This window comes from Olleya sp. NP1-10 (genome assembly GCF_055804415.1).
In genome coordinates, this window is sequence record NZ_CM147840.1 from 3,325,766 (window position 1) to 3,345,737 (window position 19,972).

Consider the following 19,972-nt stretch of genomic DNA (forward strand, 5'->3'; position numbering starts at 1 on the left):
AAAATTTTGTTAAACCTAATTTTAACATTTTAATTATTTATACATTTGGTATTGTATAAATCTAATTTATCATTTAAAAATTATGAAAAGAATCCTATTACTAAGTGCAAGTGCACTTTTATTATTAAGCTCTTGTGTATCTAAAAAAGAATTTGCTGCATTAGAAGCAAAACAAAAAGAAACACAGGATTTATTAAACACAGCAACTGTAAAATTAAACTCTTGTTTAGCTGACGAAGCTGCATCTGCAGCACGATTAAAAGAGCTACAAGCACGTTTAGCAGATATGAAAGCTAATAATCAAGCTTTAATAGAAAGCAGTAAAGACATGACTGTTTTAACTACAAAAGGAGCTGCTAATCTTGAAAAATCTTTAGAAAGTTTAAAAGAAAAAGATTTAAAAATATCAAGATTACAAGATGCTTTAACTAAAAAAGACAGCGTTACTTTAGCGTTAGTTACTAGTCTTAAAAAAGAGGTTGGTTTAAATGATCCAGATATTGAGATTAACGTTGAAAAAAGCGTCGTATTTATCTCGTTATCAGATAAATTATTATTTAAAAGCGGAAGCTATAACATTTCTTCTAAAGCCAATGAGATTTTAGGTAAAGTTGCTACAGTTATTAATGGAAAGCCAAACTTTGAAGCAATGGTTGAAGGACATACAGATAATGTACCTTACAAAAAAGGTGGTGTATTAATTGATAATTGGGACTTAAGTGTTAAACGTAGTACTGCAATTGTTAGAGCGTTACAAGATTTAGGTGTTGACCCTAAACAATTAATTGCTGCAGGACGTGGTGATCATTTACCTTTAGTAGCTAATGACTCTCCAACAAACAGAGCTATTAACAGACGTACTAAAATTTACATCTTACCAAAAATTGATCAGTTTTACGAAATGATTGAAACTGAAATGAAAAGCTTATCTAAAGAATAAATTTATTTAATCTTACATAAAAAAAGCTCAACCTAATGGTTGAGCTTTTTTTATATGCTAATAATAAAATGGGGATTTAGAAAATCTCTAAACTTCCTTTTCCCTCTCTTATTATTTCTGGTTCATCACCTGACAAATCTATAATTGTTGAGGCTTGATTATCTCCATAGCCACCATCAATTACTAAGTCTACTAGATTGTCCCACTTTTCTAATATTAACTCAGGATCTGTAGTATACTCTAAAATAGTATCTTCATCTCTAATAGACGTTGATATAATAGGATTACCTAATGCTTTAACTATATCCAAAGCGATAGTGTTATTAGGTACACGTATACCGACTTCTTTTTTCTTTTTAAAAGCAGCTGGTAATGTTTTAGAACCTGGTAAAATAAATGTGTAAGGTCCAGGTAAAGCACGTTTTAAAATTTTAAAAGTGCTACTATCAATTTGCTTAACATAATCTGAAAGGTTGCTTAAGTCATGACATATAAACGAAAAATTAGCCTTCTCTAATTTAACCCCTTTAATTCTAGCAATACGTTCTAATGCTTTAGTATTAGTAATATCACAACCTAAACCATAAACCGTATCTGTGGGATAAATAATAAGACCTCCTTTTTTTAGGACATCTACTACTTTTTTAATTTCCTTTGGATTTGGGTTTTCTTCGTAAATTCTGATAAAATCTGCCATAACATGTGAGTATAAATCTATCCTATAAGCTGTAATTTTGCAAAACGTAATAATAGTTTCTTTTTACCTCCAAATTCAAAATCAATTTCGGCTTTAACGTCACTACCTTTTCCTTCAATTTTTAATACTTCACCTCTTCCAAATTTAAGGTGTTTTACTCTGTTTCCTTCAGCAAGCTCTCCTCCAAATGAGTTTGCATCTTCATGAGGAATCACCTCTGATGCTTTTTTTAATTTTTTTGGTGCACTGATTTCGAAGTTTACTGGTTCTTTCTTTTTGGCCACTTTCTTTTGTAATTTAGGTTGTACTGCTTTTTTAAATCTAATCTTATTTGGTGGTGTATCTCCAAAAATATCTGCTGATAACATTGGATTAATACGCCTTTCTTCAATTGGAGTAATGATGTCTAAAAACTGATCGTCAATTTCTTCAATAAAACGACTAGGTTCAGAATCTACTAATTTTCCCCAACGGTATCTTGATAATGCATAGGTTAAATATGCTTTTTTCTCTGCTCTTGTTAGTGCTACATAAAATAAACGACGTTCTTCTTCTAGTTCACTACGTGTATTCATACTCATTGCACTAGGAAACAAATCTTCTTCTAAACCAACAACAAATACATGACTAAACTCTAACCCTTTAGAAGAGTGAATGGTCATTAGTGCTACGTGGTCAGGATCTCCTTTATCTCCATCTAGATCTGTTGCTAATGCAACATCTTCTAAAAATTCGGCTAAATTGTCGTTAGAGTCTGCTATTTCTAGCTGTCCTTCAACAAAATCCTTAATACCATTTAAAAGTTCTTCAACGTTCTCAAGTCTTAAAATACCTTCTGGTGTACCGTCTTTGTTAAATTCTTTTATTAAACCACTAGTTTTGGTAACGTGCTCAGCTAAATCAAAAGCATTAGCGGTTTGATTCATTACTTGGTAACTCTCAATAAGCGTTACAAAATCTTTTAATTTGTTTTTGGTTCCGTTATTAATGTTAACATCTACGTTATCAATATTTTTTAAAAGGCTATAAATGGTTTTACCAGAACTGTTAGCAGCTACAATCAATCTATCAATTGTAGTTTGTCCAATACCTCGAGCTGGATAATTTATTACACGTTTTAAAGCTTCTTCATCTGAAGAATTGAGTATTAAACGCAAGTAGGCAATAACGTCTTTAATTTCTTTACGTTGGTAAAACGATGTACCTCCATAAATACGATACGGAATATCACGTTTTCTTAACGCGTCCTCCATTGCACGAGATTGTGAATTGGTACGATACAAAATAGCAAAAGCACTATTTGGCACGTGATCATTCATTTTAGTTTCCCAAATAGTACTGGCTACAAAACGTCCTTCGTCACCATCTGTCAAGCTACGATGTACTTGCACTTTTGGTCCTTCGTCATTAGCTGTCCAAACTACTTTTTCAAGTTTAGTTTGGTTATGCTCTATTACTGAGTTGGCAGCACCAACTATATTTTTTGTTGAACGGTAATTTTGTTCTAAACGATACATTTTTACATCGTCATAATCCTTCTGGAAATTAAGGATGTTACTAATATTTGCACCTCTAAAGGCATAAATACTTTGTGCATCATCACCTACTACACATATGTTTTGAAAACGGTCTGCTAAAGCGCGAACTATTAGATATTGACTGTGGTTAGTATCTTGGTACTCATCCACCAAAATGTATCTAAATTTATCTTGATATTGTGCTAAAACTTGAGGAAAACGTGTTAACAGCTCATTGGTACGTAACAGTAAATCGTCAAAATCCATTGCTCCTGCTTTAAAACAGCGATCCACATAGGTTTTATAAATTTCACCCATTTTTGGACGTCTAGCCATAACGTCAGCTTCCATTAGCTCAGGATTACTAAAATAGGCCTTAACTGTTATCAAGCTGTTTTTGTAAGATGAAATCCTGCTGTATACTTGTTTTGTTTTATACAAGTCTTTGTCTAAGCCCATTTCTCTGATAATAGATCCCATTAATTTTTGAGAATCTTGGGTATCATAAATAGTGAAATTACTTGGATAACCTAAATGATGTCCTTCAAAACGAAGAATTTTAGCAAAAACGGAGTGAAAGGTTCCCATCCAAAGGTTTTTAGCTTCGCTAGCACCAACTATTTCGGCAATCCTTCCTTTCATTTCTTTAGCAGCCTTATTGGTAAAGGTTAATGCTAAAATATTAAAAGAATCCACACCTTGATTCATTAAATAGGCAATCCTATAGGTAAGCACACGTGTTTTTCCAGAACCTGCACCTGCGATAATAATCATAGGTCCATCTTTTTGAACTGTTGGCGCGTATTGTGCTTCGTTTAACTGACTTAGATACTTTTCCAAATGGCTTGTTTTTTAAAGGATACAAAAATAAGTAATGTAACCGTTTTAACCCCTTGTATTTATTAATAATTATAAACAATTAATTTTCTTTTGTACCATCTCCTGCCATAGCTGAGATTAAACCAGCTTGAGTATTTTTCCAAATAAAGTTAAAAATGGATTTTGTATTATCTCTTGTCACTTGCTTGGTGTCACTATTCCTGAAGTTATCACTCTGATCTTTACTGTCTTTAGATACAAAAAGATTTATTATTCCAGATAAGAGTTTGTTTTTTTCGTTACCATTCTCTTTTAATATTATAATATCAAATTGATTATATTTTGTTTTTAAATCTACATTTGATGTGACCGCATTACCATCAATTGTAAACAATGTTTGTTTTAGGTCTCCTTCTAATTTTAAATTTAAATTAGGTGTCATAAATTGATTCAAAGCTTCGGCTTTGAGATTACCTAAATTTGCTTTAAATGTAAAATGGTCTTGTAAATTATTAACATCAAAGGACCAGTTGACTTGCAACGGAGTGTTTTCCATGAAAATGCAATCTATATCTATTGTAGTTTGACTATTTTGATAAGTGTTACTAACATTTGACAATTTTGCATTAAAATTTTTAAAATCTAAAGTACCTGCTTGCGTGTCTTTTTTAACTTTTTCTTGATAGGTTATAGATCCATTAATAATTTGAATTGCTTTTAAGTCCAACTGTATATCCAAATCCCTTAACATTTTACTGTACATGTCTTTGTTAGTCAAGTCATCCGCTACCAGCTTATCTCTAAAAATGATTAGTTTTAAGTCTGATACTGTCATGTTTTTACTAGAAAATGCTAACAACTTTGCGCCTTTAAAATCAAAATCTTGATTTTCTATTTGTATCTTAGGTATGTGTAAATCAAAATAATCACGTTCGGTTTGCAGTTGATTAGATAAATTTTCTTTTGAGAGTTTTGTTTTCAGTTTTAAATCTGAAATCGCTGTTGTATTATTATCAAATATTAATTCATTAAAAGAAAGTGTTTCAAAATTGTTAACCTGATACTCTAGATGATTAATTTTTAATGCTACATTTTTAAATTGAAAAGGGGTTTTGGTATTACTTGACTGCTTTCCGTTAAATATAAAATCTGTTAGGCTAAAATTGAGGTTTTCAGTTTTTAGCAATACTGAATCTTTTTCTAAATCGAAGACCTCTATTTTTGCATTTTTTATTTTAAAATCATCTACAGTAACCTTTTGTTTAATATCATCAAAAATGGCTTGACTACCTTGAGATGTACTAGCTAAAGGATTATGATAGTATGTTACTACAGGTTGATTAGCAATAATACTTGAAACATTTATCGTTTGGTTTACTATGTAATCCCAATAACTAAACCCTATTAAAGACAGGTTTTTGGACTGTACAAACCCATTAGACTGACCAGTCGTTTGCCCTTTTAAATTAACCCTAAGACCATCAAAAACAACATCTCCTGATAACAAGCCAATTGAAAGGCCTTCATATTTTAACTCTATTTGTTCTGGTAAATTAGCAAGATAGTGTTCTAATTTATTTTTAATAATAGCTTTAGTTATAAAAAACAATAACACAATTAATGTTAAAGTTATTGATATGATAACGATCCGTTTTTTCTTTTTCTGTTCCATACTTATAAAGATAACCCTTAGATTGTCAGAGACAACTTTTTAAAAATATCTTAACACTAATAACTAAAAGTAGAATTTAGACCACTTCTCTATTTATTTAAAACCGTTATTAATAAATTAAATAGTTACTGAAATTACACAGATTGTTTATTTTTGAGAAAAACCTATACATACATATATGGATACTATTTTAAACGTTTTGTCATCAATATCTTGGTGGCTTTGGATTATAATTGCTTTGGTAATAATTGCTATTAGAGACATTTTACAAAAAAACATACCATAAGTCACAACTTTCCTGTAGTTGGACATTTTAGATATATGTTAGAAAAAATTGGTCCAGAATTAAGACAGTATTTAGTTGCAAACAACAGAGAAGAACTACCTTTTAATAGAATAGAACGTGGTTGGATTTATGCTTCTGCAAAAAAAGAAAATAACTACGAAGGTTTTGGAACTGATAGAAACATTTTTGCGCATCAGCATATTTTTATTAATAATGCCATGATGCCTTACAAGGTTGAAGACCATCATCCACATGCTAAAGACAAAAGTTTTTTGCCTTGTGCAAAAGTTATGGGTGAATATAATAAACGACGTAAACCTTACAGACCAGCTTCGGTTATTAATGTGTCTGCAATGAGTTTTGGCTCGCTTTCTGCGAAAGCAGTAGAATCTTTAAACAAAGGTGTAAAAATAGCAGATGCTTATCACAATACTGGTGAAGGCGGATTGTCTCCTTATCACAGTAATGGTGGAGATGTTGTGTTTCATTTTGGTACAGGATATTTTGGTGTACGTGCTGAAGACGGAGGATTTTCTATGGAAAAAATGATAAAATTAGTGGAAGACAATCCTTTTGTAAGAGCTATAGAAGTAAAATTATCTCAAGGTGCAAAACCAGGAAAAGGTGGCGTGTTACCAGGAGCAAAAATAACGCCTCAAATAGCAGAAATTAGAGGTGTTGAAGTTGGTAAAGACGTCTTATCGCCTCCTAATCATAAAGCGTTTAGCAATGTCTCAGAACTAGTAGATTTTATTGAACGTATTGCAGATGCTACTGGGTTACCTGTTGGGATTAAAGCTGCTATTGGTAAATTAGAACAATGGGAAGAACTTGCAGACATCATGAAAGCGACTGGTAAAGGTCCAGATTTTATTACTGTTGATGGTGGCGAAGGTGGTACAGGTGCTGCTCCTCCAAGTTTTGCCGACCATGTCTCTTTACCTTGGGTGTATGGTTTTGGAGATTTATATAAATTGTTTCAGAGCAAAGGATTAAGCGAGCGAATTGTTTTTATAGGAAGTGGTAAATTAGGCTTTCCTGCTAAAGCTGCTATGGCTTTTGCAATGGGAGCCGATTGTATAAATGTTGCTAGAGAAGCTATGATGAGTATTGGTTGTATCCAAGCTCAGGTTTGCCATACAAACACTTGTCCAAGTGGTGTCGCTACACAAAGTAAATGGTTACAACGTGGTATTGACGTACCTTTAAAGTCTGAACGATTAGCACAATATTTTAATACTTTTAAAAAGGAATTTTTAGAAATCACTCATGCTGCTGGCTACGAGCATCCTTGCCAATTTACAATGAATGATATTGAAGTTAATGTTGATGACCACAACTTATCTAAAGAATTAAGTAACACTTACCAATACCATAAAACACATGTGCCTTTTGAAGGCATACAACGTTTAAAAGATTGCAACCATTTAGGTGGTGTGAAATAGAGTTATACAAAAAGAGGTTTCAAATATTTTGAAACCTCTTTTTTTTATAATTAAATATTAATATTACATATCTCTTAATACGTGTATTGATGCAGACAGATTTCTTAAAACACCATCATTATCTGTAAATGTACCTGATATAGTCATATCAATATAGTCATTAACTGCTCCATAATTACTTAATGTAAACTGTAATGTATTGGGCTGTCCAAAATCCATATTTATTCCAGTTTCAACATAAAATGCTTGTGACCCAGAACTAGTATAAGTACCTAGTGTTGTCGTGTTACCATATACAACAAAACTACCTGTTGAGTTTTGCGTACCTATATACATAGACGTCCCATTATCACCTTCTTGAGCTGATAAATTTAACAAGTAATAATCTACTGGATCATTATCAATTTGTACAGATATATATTCTGTAACAGTATCACAAGCTATTATATTTCCGACATTTGGAGTAGTAAAATTAAATGGCAAAGGTGTAGTCGTTTGAAATGTATCATAATTAACACCTTCTAAAGTAAATTCTGTAATTGAAGCACATTCTATCATATTTAAAGTAAAACTACCATTTACAACTTCTACGGAAGCGTATTCTTGACCATATTGTATTGTTACATATCCATTAGTTACAGGTTGACTTGAACAATCTACTAAATTTCCTGTTACAGAAGAATAGTTAACAGAAGACATTACAAGATCACCATAGCTAGTATCTGACCCAAATGGTCCTATATTAGTATTATAGACTTCCAAACCACATTGATCAATTGCTTTAAGAGTTATAGTTTCATTAGCAGGAATAAGCCCACAAATTTGTCCATTTCCATCAGAAAACCCAATTCTAGGATAGGTTTGACCACTTCTCCATAATTCTACTTTAACATTAGATAATGGTACGTTTGAAGCATCAACAACTGTCATACACAAAGTAACTGTTGGAAATTGTGCATCACAGTTCCACCAAGAAAAATGTGATACTTCTCCAATATACTTACCAGAAACTAAAGTTGCTTCTCCATCTTCAACCCAATATCCATTTACCTCATCAAAATGCCATAATGGAATTACTGAAGGTGCTACACCTGATTGTCCTGGATCCATTGGCATTTCAATACTTGCCAAATGTCCATCTGCGATATTTAATTTTTGACCAGAATCTCCTTTTAATTCTACATTTAACATACCATAAGATTCTAACACACGCTCATCACCACCTTGATTTACTGCTTGTAAATTTCCTGGCATTAGTATATTATTATCTGGATTTGCTGGATCTAAATAATACATGTACACGTCTACATTTCCAGAATAAGCATTTCCGTTTTGATCCTTAAAGCTTCCGTCAAAACCTACTTTTGTTCCGTTAGGTAAGCTAACTTCACTAGTTACACCTGAAGCTACTGTACCTGCTAAGTTTTCAGTAATCATCATAATGTTAATCATGTTTGTACCTTGTGTAGGTACTACAGATCGCATTCCGTTTAAAAAACCTGGTTTTTCAGCTAAAATAAAGGCTTGTCGTTGCTTGACTTGAACATCAGAAATTTTAAACATTCCGTTATTATCCGTTGTTGCTGTTTTATTTCCTATTATAATAGAAACATTATCCAAAGGATTTGAAGATTGATCCACAATACGTCCCATAAAGTCTCTTTGGATGTTTGCACCCAAATCTAATTGACTTGAAGCTGGGTTGCCTTCTGGAGTATCTGGCATATCAACAGACTCATTTGGGTTACATGATGTTGATAAGACACCTAACATGACCATTAGGCTAAGCATAAATTTAAAATGTTGATTTAAAGTTTTCATAATGTATTGTTTTAATTATTGATTTATTATTAATTCAACCTTATATACACTATGACTAAATTTTGTTACCCTCTTTTTAAAAATTATTTAAATAATTCTAAAAAAGCCTTTTTATTAGCTCTAGATATAGGAATCCGTTGGTTATCCTCTAGTATCAAATAGCCTTCGTTTTCAAAATGTCTAACTTTTTCAAGATTAATAATATGAGACTTATGGCATTTGAAAAATTTGTCACATAATATTTTTTCAAAACGCCCTAAATTATAACTACTTATAATTGTTTTTTTAGTTGATAAATGAATTTTTGTATACCCATCATAACCTTCTAGATGCATCACTTCTGCCTGAGGTATAAAAGACATGCCTTTAGCGGTTGGTACAATAATCTTGTTACTATTAGAAATAGTTTGCGTTAATAGGTTAACTAATTTGTGCTTATTAACTAAATCAGATTTAGTTTTTATAACCTCTAAAGCTTTATTTACTGCTATTTTAAGGTCGTCATTATCTATTGGCTTTAGTACGTAGTCAATAGCGTTTTGTTTAAAGGCTTCAATTGCGTACTCACTATAAGCTGTTACAAATATGACCTGAAAATTAATGTCTTTTAATTGAGATAAGACTTCAAATCCGTTCAACCTTGGCATTTCTATATCTAAAAACACTAAATCAGGTTGGTTGTTTTTTAACGCTGTAATTGCTTTTTCTGGTTGTTGAAATGTATTTTGAATGACAACCTCTGGAAATAATTTACCCAGTTTTTGTTCTAATCCTTTTAGGTTAGAAATCTCGTCATCAATTAAAATAGCGTTTACTGTATCCATTAGTTGTTTTTTGTTATTAAAAAAGTTGATACATTACCTTTATCTTCATGATTTGGATGTAATGCTTTAGCAGAATAAGTTACAGTCCATTGGCCACTTTTGTTTAAAAATCGTAATCTATCATCTAATACATTTGAAGATTTTATTTTACGGTTGGTCTTTTTTATGGTATTTATAAAACCAACGCCATCATCTATAATTTCAATTTTAATAGACTGACTTTTAGCTTCGTTAATATTAATAATAACTGTTCCTTTTTCTAGTTTATTAAATATGCCATGATTTATTGCGTTTTCAACTATAGGCTGAAGTAACATAGCTGGTAATCTAACTTGATTTGCTTTAATAATTTTAGAGATGTTAATTTGATAGTCAAATTTATCTTTAAATCTCAACTTTTCGATATCTAGATAATTAGTAATTAATTCGACTTCTTCCTTCAGACTAATATCTGTTTCTTTTGACAATTCGAAAAACTGACGTATTAGCTTTGAGAACTTTACCAAATAAGCTTCTGATGCTTCAATCTGATTATTATTGATATAATATTGTATGGCTGATAAAGAGTTAAACACAAAATGAGGATTCATTTGAGAGCGTAATGCTTTTAATTGTATTTCGGATAACTTTTTGTCTTGTATTAACTTATTATTTTTTTCTCTTGAGACTTTTTACTGAGCCTCCAAACTGACAAAATTATTATAGTAATTGTTAAAAGGGTAAGCAGTAATTTAACCCAAAGTAACTGCCACCACAATGGTAATATTGTAAATTTTAGCTGTTTTTTGATACTCCCAGATTTTACATAAAACACATAGTCATCTGGTTGTAAATTATTAAAATTAAATACATTGGTATTAGAAGACACCCATTGTTTTTGGGACGGTTGCAACTTAAATTGATAGGTTAAATTTGTATTATTATCAGAAAAATCAATATTTGCAACTGTGATATTTATACTATTATTTTTTGAGTATTTAAATGCTGATTTTTTATGATTAATCACCATAGAATTATAAGTCGCATTAGCGATATAAACATCTAGTAATTGTGGCACACTTTTTTGGTCTTTAGGTAAAACTGCGACTCCGTTATTAGTTCCTAAAATTAAATTATCTTGGTCAACATATAACCTTTTAATATGATTTGTGGGTAATCCATCACTAACTGTAAATCGTTTTTGATATTGGTAATTACCCTTTACTTTTTTAAATTTTAAAACGCCTGTATTTGTTGCTAACCATATTATATTATCCTTTATAAAAGCGTCTTCAACAATTAAATAATCGGTTAATGCTAAAGGCTGTATGGTTTTTAAATCCGAAAGATAGGCACCAAATCCATCTGTATTAATTAGTAACTTATTATTATCTACTAATTTGATGTTTAAAATAGGTTTATCAAATACAATATTACTGAATACTACAGGTTTTAAAGTATCATTAACGACTTCCTTTAGGCCATTATTTGTAGCTATTAGTAAGCGATTTTTAAAACTAATTAAATCGTTTACTCCACGTTGTTTAAACTCTTTTTCTATTTTTAAAGAACTTGCATTTATCCTGTTAATACCAAAAGAAAAATTACTGTAAATTTTATGATTATGACAAACAAATTTACGTCCTACTTCATTTGCTAATAAATCATTGGATTGTAAATCATTAACTTTTACAATTGTTTTCTTACCCTTTTCCTCTTTAATTAAAGTATTTCTAAAGGCATAAAAATTAATATTATTTAATTTTAAATGACTTGCTCCATAAACATAGTCGTTGTCACTTATTAATTCATAAAATATACCATCCTTAAACTTATAAAATCCTTTTTGATAAACACCTACTACTAAACTAGAATCAATACAATTAAAACTCTGAATTTTATGGTTTAGTAAATGGTATTCAGCCTTTCGTTTTACGTAAGGTAACTTATAAATACCATTATTAAATGTCGCTAACCATATTGTATTTAGTCTGTCTATAAAACCAAAATGAGCATCTATATTTTTAGGAAAAAAATAAGGAGTAACAATCTCTAAATCTTGATTTAATTTTGCGACAAATCCACTTCCAGAAACCTGTATTTGATTATCAACAACATTAACCCTAAGATTATCTACTGTATTTAAAGCTATGGCTTGTTTTAAATCCACATGTTTTAAATGATGGGTGTTTAAATTTAAAATGAAATAACTTTTTTGGTTTGCCCAAAAAAACAAACTATCATTTAGTTGTCCTCTTGTTCCTGTTGTACCATAAATACCTGTTGTTGTAATTGTTTTTATCTTCTGCTCTTGTTTATTGTACAACTTTAATTGTCCAGACCTGTTAACTACTATACTTGAAACAAAATCATGTTTTATAGTAATCCTCTCGTTTGACTGGGTTTTATATTTCGAATTTAATAAAGCGACCCATTTATTATTTTGTAATGAAAATATTTTATGAGGCTCAGTTGGGTAAACAGAATCTCCTACTTGAGAGGAGTAAATAGGATTTATTATTTGGTTTTTAGTTTGATTAGAAAATGAAACTACTGTATCATTTTGAATATATCCTAATTTGGGTGTTTTTGATAAATACCAAACTTTTCCATCTGGTGTTGGTAAAGCGTCCCATACATCATTAATAGGTAATCCGTTTTTTGTCGTAAAGATTTTAAATGTTTTACCATTATACCTTGCCATACCTTTATCTGTTAAAAACCACATAAAACCTTTAGCATCTTGTACTATAGTATATACATGATTACTTGGCAAACCGTCTTTAGTACTATAATTAAAAAACTGTTGCGCAAACGAAAAACTCCATATCAAAACGAAATATATTGTGATATGGAGTTTTTTGTAATTCAATAGTATGATTTTAGTGGCTATACAAATGTAATAGAATTAAAATTTAAAAATTTTGATCTGCATCTCTTTGGACTCTGCATTCTCCTGAAATACCATGCATAACATTATTATCGTCTGTATAACTACCTGTAAAAGTAAACTCTAAATAATCACCTATCGCATTTGGAATTGCTGATGTTACGGTTGCTATAATTGGGTGTGCATTAAAATCTGCAGACAATAAAAACAAATTTGTTGAAGTGGTTTCACCAAAATAAAACTTTTCGGTTGGCGAGTTATCTAATGCAACTCCCCAATTATAAACCGTATTTGGTAGGAATGTGCCAGAACTATCAAACGAAAAATTAATACCTACACGTCTTAAATCTCCACTAGGTTGTTGTCCAGATGCGTTAATCTCAAATCTATCAATTATGGTAGATGTATCAGTTTCTAGATGACCTTCAACCTGATAATCAAAAATACGTTCTACGCCATCTATAGTATATTTAAAATATTCATTAGTATTTCCTGTAGTGGTTGATCCATCGTCGTCGTCACTACAATTTACAACTGTAATACTGATTATTAACATCAGTAATATTTTTATAATTGTTTTCGTTTATTTATTATTTGCGTTATAAAACTCTAATGCTTCTGAAAATTTAAATCCAAAAAAAGCATCTTTTCCTTCGTGAAAAATCACTTTAACTCCATCTACAAAGTCATTTAAAAAAATAATTTCATGAAAATCGTTTTCAGATAATTTTCTATCATTAATAAGATAATATGTTACTATTTCTGTTTTTTGAGCTTTGGTTAATTGTGTTGTTTGGGCTGTCGTTTCGGTTTTTAATGTATTGTCTTTGCAATTAAAAAGCAATAAACCAAGAGCACAGACGATGTATTTAAGGTATGTTTTCATCTTTAAATTTATAAAACGACCTCGTCAATTATGACACAAAATTCGACTTCAATATTCCCATAAACCACATCTAGCCTAATTTCTTCACCAACTGCTGTTCCTGCGCGTTGACAAGTAACAGTTACGGTTTGTTCTTGACCATTATCTAAAGTTAAATACCCTGTTCCGGTTTGGTTTAAGGCAATTACATTGGTTACAAAAAACAAGGATGGTGTACTTGTGTTAGACACTATTTCTATTCCTGGAGCTCCATAAGGTCCATTGTTTGCATTTGGAAAAAACTGGGTATTTAATTCGGCTTCCGCTATTAAAGTCTGATCGTTATTTGAAGCATCTAAATATGAAAATCCTTGATAATTACATTGGGTTTCATTGGTTGCATCGTTATTAACATCGTCGTCATTATTACATGCAATACACATACAAAACAACATTATTATTTTAAATATATTTTTCATCTGTTTTAGTCTAAAATTACTCCAAAGGTTCCTTCATAATGTCCTGTAATGATATCACCATTTTGATTCATAAAAGTATAATCTGCATTAATTGTACTATCTGCTGTATTTGTATTATCAATATTAATAGCATTTATGGTAATGGTTGGACCTTGTGTGCCTGGCCAATTAAAAACACCTACATTTTCATTACCTTCTCCAAATTGAATATTGTTTTGAATATAAGCTGGTGTTAATGGATCTATTTGACCGTTTTCTATAATTACAGAATCGTTAATACTTGAAACAATGTAAGTATTACCAGGTAAAGGTGAGTTATTGGCTAAACTTGGATTGTCTGATACCTCTACATTTAAAAACACCCAATTAGTGGTATTTAAAGACAACAAAAAATCTCCTGAAGATCCGTTTACATTAGCATCGTTGTCAAACATACGTCCATTAGTAAAAAAGAAGCTGTAGCTATCTGGCATACCATCTGCATTATTGTCTTCTTCATCAATTTCAAAATAGGCATTTGCTGTTTCAAAAAACATATTATTATGTGTAAATCCATCGGTTGGATTTACTAGATCGGTTTGAGCATCGTCGTTATTATCACAACTAAAAAAAGACGTGATTAACACAGTTAAAAATGCTATTTTAAAAATTATTTTCATTATGTTTTTATTAATGAAATTCGTCTATGACTACGCAAAACTCGGCATCAAGACCAGAAGCTGTTACTATAAATTGCATGCCTTGTCCAACTGCATTCCCTGTTGCTAAACACGTTACATTTACAGTCTGAATATTACCATTAATACTTAATTGACCTGTCCCTGTTGCATTAAGTGTTACGACTGTTGTTACAAACCAAAAGTTACCAGGATCACTGGTTTCATAAATTTCTACTTCTGGACCATTAGAAGAGGTATTAAAAAAATCTGTAGTTAATTCTGCTTCAGGTATTAATATTGTAGTATTACTTGTAGTGTCTAAACCATCGTAACCTTCATAATCACATACTGATGTATCTGGTTCATCTTGCACTCCATCGTCTGAAGGACAACCAGACCCAATTAAAAATAATGCAACTACCAATAATGTAATTGGAGATACTGTGTTAAAAATTTTCTTTTTCATTGTATTAAACTTAAATTAAATTAGTATTACTTGCTTTATAAAATTTGAAATAAAAATAACTTGCTACACCTATAAAAAAGAGTCCAATACATTGCGAGTGAGATAAGACTCCATCAATAACATACCCTCTTTCATCTCCTCTAAACAACTCTAATACACCTCTACCTAAACCATAAAGGATTAAGTAGATTAAAAATATTTGACCTTTAAATTGTTTTCTATTTTTTATAAAAAGAAGTATAAAAAGTATGGACATCAAAACCAAAACTTCATATAATTGTGTTGGATGCACAGCTGTATTATGTGTTGTTGGAAAAACCATTCCTAAATAACTATCAGTTGGAGCACCAAAACAACAACCAGCAGTAAAACAACCCAACCTACCTATTGTATGTACAATTACCGTTGTAACTGCCAATATATCTAACATTGGCAATACTGGTATTTTGTGTTTTTTAAGGTACCAGATTATAAACGGAATTATCATTACAAAAGAACCATAAAAAACATATCCACCATTAAAACTACTTAAAACTAAATTAGGATTATTTACATACAACATTGGATCTTCTAGGTAAAAAAACAGCTTACCGCCAACAAATCCAGCAATAAATATTAAATAGAAAAATGTATTTGGTAAATTACTTAGACCTAATTCCTTTTTTGCCCTCCATTTAGTATATAAAGCAGCAATCAAAGTCCCTAAAGCAATTAAAGTTGCATAACTATAAATGGTTATTTGCTTAGTACCTATAAAGCTGGATAAAAAATCTGGGATTGAAAATTTAAATAACTCTGGAAACATGATGTATTATGTTATAAAAAAATCGACAATAATTTATTTTATTATAACACTATTGTAGATTTTAATTTAGATTAACAGCTTTCCAAAAGTAACTTACAAAAACAACAGAAAACACTTACATTACTTAACCTGTTGATTTCAATCTATTAAAAACAAGGTTGATTCAATTATCTGTTTTCTTGTACAATAATTTAAAACACATTAAGTTTGTTATATAAACTAATCACACCATGGAAGAACAATTATTAAACCTCTTAATGTATACATTACCTGCTTTAGTGACAGGAGCAATAGCTTATCTTTTTTTAGAGAACACATGCAAAACGAAGAACAACGTCGTAAATACGCAGTCACTAAAGAGTTAAGTAAAGAGTCGTTACCAATACGCTTACAAGCCTATGAAAGAATAGCTTTATTTTTAGAACGCATTTCACCAAACAAGTTATTATTACGTGTTGCTCCATTATCTTCAGACAAACAAGGTTACGAAGATTTACTTATTAAAAATATCGAGCAAGAATTTGAACACAACTTATCACAACAAATATACTTAAGCAACGACTGCTGGACTATTGTAAATGCCTCTAAAAGTGCAACAATACAATTAATAAGAAAAGCAGGAATGAGTGATAAAATAGATTCTGCTTCAAAATTAAGAGAAGCTATTTTAAACGAAATGCTTGACAAACCAGCACCAAGTAACGCTGGTTTACATTACATAAAAAAAGAAGTCGGAGAAATTTGGTAATAAACCACATAAAAAAAGCCTTATCCATCGGATAAGGCTTTTTTTATAATATTATTCTTCTTCCTGATTTATAGGTACAGTGGTACCAAACTCGTTATTTACATCGTATTTACTTTGTGCATACAAATACCCTTGCAACCACCATTTTTCCATTAGTTTTTTATTAAAAATCAATGAGTTTTCTGTTAACTTGGTTGGTGTATAATATAAATTAAGCTTTACGTTTCTGTGTTTTGCTGCTAATTTTCCAATAGCAATATCTCCTTTTTCTACTTGGTCTAATAAATGCCCAAATAAGTTAATCATTAATGAAAATGGGTTTTTTCCCAACACCTTATTGTACTCTAGGTTTTCACTTTCTAAAACAATTGCATCAACCTCTGTGGCACCTCTTAAAATCGCTTCTCTAATTGGTATCACACAACCTAAGCCACCATCAGCATACTCAAATCCATTTTTTTTAGCCAATGACATAAACGGAATATAATTGCATGAAATCCAAATCCACTCACAAAACTCCTCATAATCATAATCGTTAATAGACTTATATTCCACTCTATTTTTAGACAAATTGGTAACCGTAACCACCACATCTTCTTTAGTTGCCTTAATTAAATCATATTCTGCTTTGGTAAAGTTTTCTTTAATGTGTTTTTTAAGATTTTTACTCTCACCAAAGGTTCGCTTTCGTTTTAAAAACTGTAAAGTGGTGTTAAAATAATTTATAGACACATATTCACGATCTCCTTTTTTCTTTAAAACAAAAGGATTAATATTAAAAATCGAATTTTGATTAACATGCGTATAAATATCATAAAGCTTACCAATATTACCAGTTGCTAAATGCGGAATTAACAAACTTCCTGTAGAAGTCCCTAAATACATATCGTATTTTTTATCCTGTTGTTCAATCAAATATTGCGCAACACCACCAGCAAATGCGCCTTTACTTCCACCTCCAGATATAACTAATGCTTTCAAATTATTGTTTTTGGTTGTCCTGCAAATTACTAATTAAAGATTTATATTTTTCATTTTCAGATAACATTTCTACAACTTGTTTAGCAAAACTTTTAAAACGCCAATTATGATGTTTGGTTGCTTCCAAAAGATTAGTCAAAGCTTGTGGATTAAACACACCTAAACTTGACATGGTATCAAAAGCAGATTGACGTCTTGAAAAGGGTTGATTAGGATCGCTATAACTTACCAACTCATTATAAAAACTTTCTGTTTTTTCTTGTTCAAAATCAGGTGTAGCAATAGCTAAAGCCAACCAAAGTATTCTGATATTATAATTATTAAAACCATACAAATTTTTGGTTTGATTTAGATAAAAGTTTCGCTTTCGCGGAAAATTGGCCCAAAGATTATACAACGCAGCTTCAATGGTTACATAACTGCTATCGTTAAGTAAACTTTCGTAGTTTTTTTGAAATTTTAAAGGGATCTTTCTTAATCCCAAAGCTAAAGTTTGTCGTAATTGTATTTGACCAGATTGAAACGCTTCCGTTATCAAATCATCATACATTGGATAATCTTGTTTGGTTAACAACTCTTGCAGCACAGCAGTTTTAATAGTATAAAATCCTTCGGGTAAAGACATTGTTAAACTTGACGGAATATAATTTTCATCCTGATCTGTCCTAAAACTTAAATAAGGTTCGGTTTGCATTGTCAATAAAAACGAAGCTGTTTCGTTACGTTTTAAACTTGCTTCTATTTGCTGCTCTAAAACAACTGAAGAAGACAACCAATCCTTAACAAATGTACTTAAATCTTGACCACAAGTCTTTTCGACTTCAGTTATAAAATTAGTAGTTTCAACATTTTTATAAGCATAAGTATTTAAGTAACTTTTTACAGCATCTTTAAATGCCTTATCTCCTACTTTTTCTCTTAAAACATGTAAAGCCCAAGCTCCTTTTTTGTAAAACGTTGTACTACTAGATTTTGGATTTAAAAGCGCTGTACTCTGACCAACACTTTCTTGTGCTTTCAACTCTTGATAGTACTCAAAAAGCTGATTGTAATAATAATCCTCTCCAAATATATCGCGTTCTGCAAGTAATGCATAATAAGTTGCAAAACCTTCTTGTAACCAATGATGTGTTCCTGAGGTCTCTGTGACCAAATCTCCAAACCATTGGTGTGCTAACTCATGTGCGTTAACGTTGACGTAGTTTTTATCAACAAAACTAATATCGTCGATAATAAAATCATCACTAAAAATGGTGCAACTAGTATTTTCCATTCCAGAATACAAAAAGTCTTTAACAGGTACTTGTTTGTAGTTTTGCCAAGGATAAGGCACACCAATTTCATGTTCTAAAAAATCAAATAGTTGTTTGGTGTAACGATACGTTGGTTCTACTTTAAACGAATCTTTTGGGTAATAATATAACTCAAGTGGAATTCCACTTTCAGAAGTAATTACTTTTTTATCATACTTACCAATAGCTAATGCTACCAAGTAACTTGACATTGGTTTTTGCATGTTGTAATGCCAAATAGAAACATTATCTGCAGTGTCGCGTTTTCTATATTCACCATTAGCAATAACTTTTTTGTCAGCATATGAAATAACTGATAAATCAAATTCAATTTTATCATTCATATCATCAATACTAGGCAACCAATGACTGGTGTATTTACCTTGACCTTGGGTCCAAACTTGCCAATCTTTTTCATTTTGAACAAAATACATTGCCTTCTTAGGATAAACGATGTAGTCAAAACTTAGTTTATAAATTTTATTTTTCTTGAATTTAGATCTTATCTCAATCTTTTTTAAATCATTTTCAAAATGAACTGTTTTATTATCTAAAACAACATTTTTAAATTTCATATCAATAGCATCCAAGTAAATAGAATCCGTGTCTTTTAAAATTTTAAAAGAACACACAAATTCACCTGACACTTTAGACTGTTCTGGGATTATAACTAATCTAGAATTAATAGTTTTAAAATCAACAATTTCTGTCTGTTGTGCTTTCGCAAAAAGACATAAAAACGTAAAAAACAGGATTAAAAAGTTTCTCATAAATAATTTCAAACAAG

At 30.8% G+C, this 19,972-nt stretch carries 17 protein-coding genes and 1 pseudogene; 3 read left to right on the forward strand and 15 right to left on the reverse strand.

The genetic code is table 11. The features are described from left to right. The first annotated feature begins 82 nt into the window (after positions 1 to 82). Complete coding sequence (locus AC0L4B_RS15625) at positions 83 to 940, forward strand: OmpA/MotB family protein (RefSeq protein ID WP_473437728.1); 858 nt, start codon at positions 83 to 85, stop codon at positions 938 to 940. A gap of 76 nt (positions 941 to 1,016) precedes the next feature. On the opposite strand, the gene AC0L4B_RS15630 is transcribed toward AC0L4B_RS15625, so the two are convergent. The 3 genes from AC0L4B_RS15630 to AC0L4B_RS15640 all read right to left on the reverse strand — a co-directional run bounded on the left by AC0L4B_RS15630 (position 1,017) and on the right by AC0L4B_RS15640 (position 5,645). Further along, positions 1,017 to 1,637 (reverse strand): L-threonylcarbamoyladenylate synthase, encoded by a 621-nt coding sequence (locus tag AC0L4B_RS15630; protein ID WP_473437729.1) that lies wholly within the window; start codon positions 1,635 to 1,637, stop codon positions 1,017 to 1,019. A gap of 17 nt (positions 1,638 to 1,654) precedes the next feature. Beyond that, the gene (locus AC0L4B_RS15635) at positions 1,655 to 3,994 is read right to left on the reverse strand and encodes an ATP-dependent helicase (RefSeq protein ID WP_473437730.1); all 2,340 of its coding nucleotides are present in this window, start codon (positions 3,992 to 3,994) and stop codon (positions 1,655 to 1,657) included. Between the two features lie 79 nt (positions 3,995 to 4,073). Beyond that, positions 4,074 to 5,645, reverse strand: coding sequence for a hypothetical protein (locus AC0L4B_RS15640; protein WP_473437731.1), 1,572 nt, complete (start codon positions 5,643 to 5,645; stop codon positions 4,074 to 4,076). Between the two features lie 178 nt (positions 5,646 to 5,823). Here AC0L4B_RS15640 and AC0L4B_RS15645 point away from each other — a divergent pair. Beyond that, a pseudogene (locus AC0L4B_RS15645) lies at positions 5,824 to 7,376 on the forward strand (FMN-binding glutamate synthase family protein). A 63-nt stretch (positions 7,377 to 7,439) separates the two neighbouring features. Here the strand turns inward: AC0L4B_RS15645 and AC0L4B_RS15650 are convergent. From AC0L4B_RS15650 to AC0L4B_RS15695, 10 genes are all read right to left on the reverse strand, one after another. Next, a complete protein-coding gene (locus tag AC0L4B_RS15650; protein ID WP_473437732.1) occupies positions 7,440 to 9,197 on the reverse strand; it encodes a hypothetical protein in 1,758 nt (585 codons plus the stop codon). Between the two features lie 83 nt (positions 9,198 to 9,280). Beyond that, the gene (locus tag AC0L4B_RS15655) at positions 9,281 to 10,021 is read right to left on the reverse strand and encodes a LytR/AlgR family response regulator transcription factor (RefSeq protein WP_473437733.1); all 741 of its coding nucleotides are present in this window, start codon (positions 10,019 to 10,021) and stop codon (positions 9,281 to 9,283) included. Continuing rightward, the gene (locus tag AC0L4B_RS15660) at positions 10,021 to 10,662 is read right to left on the reverse strand and encodes a sensor histidine kinase (protein ID WP_473439455.1); all 642 of its coding nucleotides are present in this window, start codon (positions 10,660 to 10,662) and stop codon (positions 10,021 to 10,023) included. Before AC0L4B_RS15660 ends, AC0L4B_RS15655 begins: the two co-directional genes overlap by 1 nt. Beyond that, positions 10,662 to 12,833, reverse strand: a complete 2,172-nt coding sequence (locus AC0L4B_RS15665) for a two-component regulator propeller domain-containing protein (RefSeq protein WP_473437734.1) — start codon at positions 12,831 to 12,833, stop codon at positions 10,662 to 10,664. The genes AC0L4B_RS15660 and AC0L4B_RS15665 overlap by 1 nt, the downstream gene beginning before the upstream one ends. Before the next feature lie 82 nt (positions 12,834 to 12,915). Continuing rightward, the gene (locus tag AC0L4B_RS15670) at positions 12,916 to 13,446 is read right to left on the reverse strand and encodes a hypothetical protein (RefSeq protein WP_473437735.1); all 531 of its coding nucleotides are present in this window, start codon (positions 13,444 to 13,446) and stop codon (positions 12,916 to 12,918) included. A gap of 27 nt (positions 13,447 to 13,473) precedes the next feature. Then, entirely contained in the window at positions 13,474 to 13,776 is a 303-nt protein-coding gene (locus AC0L4B_RS15675) for a hypothetical protein (RefSeq protein WP_473437736.1), read from the reverse strand. Between the two features lie 8 nt (positions 13,777 to 13,784). Beyond that, entirely contained in the window at positions 13,785 to 14,234 is a 450-nt protein-coding gene (locus tag AC0L4B_RS15680; RefSeq protein ID WP_473437737.1) for a hypothetical protein, read from the reverse strand. A 5-nt stretch (positions 14,235 to 14,239) separates the two neighbouring features. Further along, positions 14,240 to 14,893: a hypothetical protein gene (locus AC0L4B_RS15685; RefSeq protein ID WP_473437738.1), complete on the reverse strand. Its 654-nt coding sequence runs from the start codon at positions 14,891 to 14,893 to the stop codon at positions 14,240 to 14,242. A 10-nt stretch (positions 14,894 to 14,903) separates the two neighbouring features. Beyond that, the gene (locus AC0L4B_RS15690) at positions 14,904 to 15,359 is read right to left on the reverse strand and encodes a hypothetical protein (protein WP_473437739.1); all 456 of its coding nucleotides are present in this window, start codon (positions 15,357 to 15,359) and stop codon (positions 14,904 to 14,906) included. A 10-nt stretch (positions 15,360 to 15,369) separates the two neighbouring features. Continuing rightward, complete coding sequence (locus AC0L4B_RS15695) at positions 15,370 to 16,164, reverse strand: prolipoprotein diacylglyceryl transferase (RefSeq protein ID WP_473437740.1); 795 nt, start codon at positions 16,162 to 16,164, stop codon at positions 15,370 to 15,372. Positions 16,165 to 16,480: 316 nt separating this feature from the next. Between AC0L4B_RS15695 and AC0L4B_RS15700 the strand changes: the two genes are divergently transcribed. After that, positions 16,481 to 16,912: a DUF7935 family protein gene (locus AC0L4B_RS15700; protein ID WP_473437741.1), complete on the forward strand. Its 432-nt coding sequence runs from the start codon at positions 16,481 to 16,483 to the stop codon at positions 16,910 to 16,912. Between the two features lie 51 nt (positions 16,913 to 16,963). On the opposite strand, the gene AC0L4B_RS15705 is transcribed toward AC0L4B_RS15700, so the two are convergent. Both AC0L4B_RS15705 and AC0L4B_RS15710 read right to left on the reverse strand, forming a co-directional pair. Next, complete coding sequence (locus AC0L4B_RS15705; protein ID WP_473437742.1) at positions 16,964 to 17,893, reverse strand: patatin-like phospholipase family protein; 930 nt, start codon at positions 17,891 to 17,893, stop codon at positions 16,964 to 16,966. A gap of 1 nt (position 17,894) precedes the next feature. Further along, entirely contained in the window at positions 17,895 to 19,955 is a 2,061-nt protein-coding gene (locus tag AC0L4B_RS15710; RefSeq protein WP_473437743.1) for a M1 family metallopeptidase, read from the reverse strand. Between the last annotated feature and the right edge of the window lie 17 nt (positions 19,956 to 19,972).